Below are 1,368 nucleotides of genomic sequence, written 5' to 3'. Positions count from 1 at the left end.
TCACCGGGGGCCCCGCGAGCGAGCCGGCGAGGTAGCAGTACTGGCAATGGGCGGGGCAGCCCTCGGCAAGGTCGAAGCGCCAAGTCGGCCGAGGGCGGGATCGGCTGCAGCCGCAGCTTGGTCGGCGGGGCGTTCGTCAGGACGAGGGTTGCCTTCGCGGCCGCGTAGGCCCGGCGGGGATCCGCCTCGCGCGGGCTCGGCAGGCGGTTGGACGGCAGGCGCTCCACCGGCAGGCCCAGGGCCTCGGCGCGGGCCTGCATGGCCCGACCATGGGGATGCTCCAGAGCGGACGGCATCACCAGCACCCGGCGCGGGTGCCACGGGCGCCCCGGGCGGACGGGCTCCGGGCCATCGGGGGTCTGAACGGCCGGGAGGGACGAAGGCGGCATGCCTGAGGAACGCCTCGTCCCGGCACCGGGTCCGGCCTAGTCGCCCGCTCACGGTGCGGCTAAAGCACCGTCATGTCTTCAGGCAGGGAGAGCGTCCATGTCGGCCGCGACGGCTGGTTATTTCTCACCGGAGGAACCAACCGGGTCATGGACCGGTATCGCGGCGGTCTGCGGCACTGGCTGCTGCTGCGCGGCTGGACGCGGCTGATCAAGGCCCGTGCGCGGCGGGCCGAGGACCTCGGCATTCGCTGCCTCCACGTGATCGTGCCGGAGAAGCTGTCGGTCTACGACGACAAGACCGACGGCCTGCGCTACGCGCCGGGCAAGGCTTCGACCCGGCGACTGGCCCGACGCCTCGCGCGACACCCGGCCTATCTCGACCTTCTCGCGCCGCTTCGCGCTGCCCGCAACGGAGCGACGCCACTCTACCTGCGCACCGACACCCACTGGACCGCGCAGGGGTGCCTGCTGGCCTATCGCGAGATCATGCGGGCGCTCGGGGCGGTTCCGCCCGCCGATATCGGCGGGCGTCCCGGTACCGTCTCGGAACAGATCATGGATCTCGGCGAGAAGCTGCCCGAGCGGCCGCGCGAGCGGCTGGAGCGGTTCATGCTGCAGCGCGATGCGATGCGGGTGGAGACGGGGCCGCTACTGGCCGCCTACGAGGCGCAGGGACGCGACCGCGAGGTGCATGTCGGCGCGCATGTCGTCTATCGAAACCCGTCCCCGGGGGCCGATCCGCGACGGCTCGTCCTGTTCGGCGATTCCTGCGCCCACTTCGACCCGTTCCTGCTGACCGGGCTGCTCGCCGAGAGTTTCAGCGAGGTTCACTTCGTCTGGTCCTCGAGCCTCGACTGGCCCTACATCGAGCGCGTGCGTCCTATCTGTGGCCCAAGCGCGTGCGCATCGGCAACGACGTCTATATCGGCCACGGCGCCTTCCTGATGCCCGACATCACGATCGGCGACGGGCGATCATC

1 protein-coding gene and 1 pseudogene are annotated in these 1,368 nt (G+C 71.1%); one reads left to right on the top strand and one right to left on the bottom strand.

Going from position 1 to position 1,368, the window contains the following annotated elements; genetic code table 11:
- Positions 1 to 389, bottom strand: a pseudogene (locus I53_RS30970) (spore photoproduct lyase family protein); the annotation flags it as partial.
- 72 nt (positions 390 to 461) lie between these two features.
- Between I53_RS30970 and I53_RS05660 the strand changes: the two are divergent.
- Positions 462 to 1,334, top strand: coding sequence for a hypothetical protein (locus I53_RS05660; protein WP_251982233.1), 873 nt, complete (start codon positions 462 to 464; stop codon positions 1,332 to 1,334).
- Positions 1,335 to 1,368: the final 34 nt, after the last annotated feature.

The organism is Methylobacterium sp. B1 (assembly GCF_000333255.1).
Taxonomy (GTDB): domain Bacteria; phylum Pseudomonadota; class Alphaproteobacteria; order Rhizobiales; family Beijerinckiaceae; genus Methylobacterium; species Methylobacterium fujisawaense.
This window is presented reverse-complemented; position numbering and strand designations above follow the sequence as displayed.